Raw genomic sequence first — 2,729 nt, forward strand, 5'->3', positions numbered from 1 at the left:
CTCGTGTAGGGCGGTACGCGCGCAGCGCGTGCCGCCGAAGCGCCGCGGTCGACGCGGGCCGTCGCGGGATTGCGGCGGGACTCGCGCTGCGCGCTCGACCCGCCCTGCGAGGTTTCGACCGCTTCGCGCGATGACTCGCACCCTCGAGGGCGGCACGCGCGCAGCGTGTGCCGCCGCGCTCAACCGGCAAGCGCCCGCGCAAACCGCTGCAGCGCCGGCCCGATCTCGTCCGCATCAATGACGCCGTAGCCGAACGTGAGCGCCGGTTGCGGCAGCGGCTCACGCGAGTACTCGCCGGCCGGCATCGCGCCGGGGACGTGCACGCGCGCCTTCGCATAGATCGCGTCGGCGTGCGCGGGCTCGCGGATGCGCGCGGCGAGGTGCAAGCCCGCTTCCGACGGGATCGGTTCGAACCAGTCGCCGAGGTGGCGCCGCAGGCCGTCGAGCAGTGCCTCGCGCCGTTCGGCATAGAGCGGCCGCATGCGCCGCACGTGGCGCGCGAGGTGGCCGTCGCGGATGAAGGCGGCGAGCGTCGCCTGGGCGATCGCATCGCCGTGCGAATCGGTGCAGTGCTTGACCGTGACGAGCGCGTCGCGCGCCCACGCGGGCGCGACCACGAAACCCTTGCGCAGTGCCGGGAACAGGCTCTTCGAGAAGGTACCGATGTAGAACACGAGCGCGTCGCGGTCGAGCGTCTGCAGCGCATCGAGCGGGCGGTTGCCGAAGCGGAATTCGCCGTCGTAATCGTCCTCGAGCACGACCGCGCCGTGCGTGCGCGCGAAGTCGAGCAGGGCGATGCGCCGGCGCATCGACAACGCGACGCCGGTCGGCGACTGGTGCGAGGGCGTCACACTCACGACCTTCACGTCGGGCGGCAATCGATCGACGCACAGGCCCTCGTCGTCGACCGGGATCGAGACGAGCTGCGCGCCGGCCGCGGCCATCGCGGCGCGCACGGGCGGGTAGCCGGGTTCCTCGAACGCGACACGCGTCTTGCCCGGCGTCACGAGCAGGCGCGCGAGCAGGTCGAACGCCTGCTGCGCGCCGGAGGTGACGACGATGTCGTCGGCCTTGCACGCGACCGCGCGCGCGAACGCGACGTGCTGCGCGATCGCTTCGCGCAGTTCCGCGATGCCTTCCGACGGCGGATAGCTGAAAGGTGCCTTCGACCACGCGCGCAATGCGTGCGTGGAAAGCTTGCGCCAGACCTCGTGCGGGAAGTGGCGGTGTTCGGGCACGCCGAGGCGGAACGAGCGCGGCGGCAGGCCGCGCGGCGACGAGCCGACGAGGAACGGCGTACGCCACAGCGGATTGAGGCGCGGATCCTCGAGGCCGAGCGGCAGCGGCCGCGGCCTGGCACCACGCCGCGCGGCGGCGCTCGCCGCGGCGAGTTCGGCGACGACCGCCTTGGCGCCGGCGCGCGGGATCACGTAGCCCTCGGCGATGAGCAGGTCGTAGGCGGCGATGACCGTGTTGCGCGTGACGGCATACGCGCCCGCGACGCGCCGCGTCGACGGCAGTTCGGCGCCTGCGGGCAGGCGCCGGTCGAGGATCGCCGCGCGCAGTTGTTCGTGCAGTTGGCGCATGCGACCGCCGGCATGGCCGTCGAGCTGCAGCGGGAAGGCGAACGGCGGGCTGACTGGTTCCTGCGAAGTCATCTCGACTGGTCCGGGTGGAGAACCAGTGCAAGCGTACGTTATGGCTCGTCCGAATGCTTGCGCCTGCACCGAAAGGAGTTGTGACCATGCCGTGCCATATCTGCGAAACCTGCGGCACCCAGCATGCCCGGAGCCCCGTGCCGCCCGTGCGCTGTGCGATCTGCGAGGACGATCGCCAGTACGTCGGCTGGAGTGGCCAGCGCTGGACGACGGCGGCCGAACTCGCCGTGCGACACCACCTGCGTATCGACGTCGACGCAGGCCTGCTCGGCATCGGCATCACGCCCGATTTCGCGATCCCGCAACGCGCACTGCTGCTGCCGACCGGCGCCGGCAACCTGTTGTGGGAGTGCGTGAGCCTCGTCGATGACGCCGCGCTCGCCGCATTGGGTGAACGCGGCGGCGTCGACCGCATCGTCATCTCGCATCCCCACTTCTATTCGGCGATGGTCGACTGGAGCGATGCGCTCGGCGGCGTCGAGATCCTGCTGCACGAAGCCGACCGCGAATGGGTGCAGCGGCCATCGCCGCGCATCCGCTGGTGGAGCGGAGACGAACTCGCGCTGTCCGACGACGTGACCCTGATCCGCTGCGGCGGGCATTTCCCCGGCAGCACCGCATTGCACTGGAAGGACGGCCCGCGCGCCGGAGGCGCACTGTTCCCGGGTGACGCGCTGCAGGTCGTCATGGACCGGCGCCACGTGACCTTCATGTACAGCTATCCGAACTTCATCCCGATGGCGACCGGTGACGTGCGAGCGATGCGCGACCGGCTCGCGCGTTTTGCCTTCGAGGATGTCTACGGCTACACCTGGGGCCGCAACATCATCGGCGGCGCACGCGCCGCGGTCGATGCATCGTTCGAGCGCCACCTGCGCGCGGTGGCCGCGTGAGCGGCGCGCCGACCTCGCCGCCGTCGCTCGATGCGCTGCGCGACGGCCTGCTCGCGCACCACGAACGCCAGGCCGAGGCATTGCCGTGGGTCGCGGCACCCGGCACCGGCCGCAGCTCCAAGCTGCTACGCGTGTTCGGCGATCGCGGCTTCGCCGAGCTGATCCGCATGGCCGCCGG

3 protein-coding genes are annotated in these 2,729 nt (G+C 71.4%); 2 read left to right on the forward strand and 1 reads right to left on the reverse strand.

Annotation, left to right across the window (positions count from 1 at the left end; genetic code table 11):
• Positions 1-179 precede the first annotated feature (179 nt).
• Positions 180-1,658, reverse strand: a complete 1,479-nt coding sequence (pdxR, locus tag ACTHK2_RS06005; RefSeq protein WP_440244790.1) for a MocR-like pyridoxine biosynthesis transcription factor PdxR — start codon at positions 1,656-1,658, stop codon at positions 180-182.
• A gap of 86 nt (positions 1,659-1,744) precedes the next feature.
• Between pdxR and ACTHK2_RS06010 the strand changes: the two genes are divergently transcribed.
• Together ACTHK2_RS06010 and ACTHK2_RS06015 are read left to right on the forward strand one after the other, a co-directional pair.
• Entirely contained in the window at positions 1,745-2,551 is an 807-nt protein-coding gene (locus ACTHK2_RS06010; protein WP_440244791.1) for an MBL fold metallo-hydrolase, read from the forward strand.
• The coding region (locus tag ACTHK2_RS06015) for a hypothetical protein (protein WP_440244792.1) at positions 2,548-2,729 on the forward strand (182 nt) is incomplete at its 3' end. The genes ACTHK2_RS06010 and ACTHK2_RS06015, both read left to right, overlap by 4 nt.

This window comes from Dokdonella sp. (assembly GCF_051958935.1).
Taxonomy (GTDB): Bacteria; Pseudomonadota; Gammaproteobacteria; order Xanthomonadales; family Rhodanobacteraceae; genus Dokdonella_A.

What these genes read in the sequence shown, in the direction of transcription:
- pdxR (WP_440244790.1), bottom strand. Translation starts at nt 1,658, where the DNA reads ATGACTTCGCAGGAACCAGTCAGCCCGCCGTTCGCCTTCCCGCTGCAG.
- ACTHK2_RS06010 (WP_440244791.1), top strand. Translation starts at nt 1,745, where the DNA reads ATGCCGTGCCATATCTGCGAAACCTGCGGCACCCAGCATGCCCGGAGC.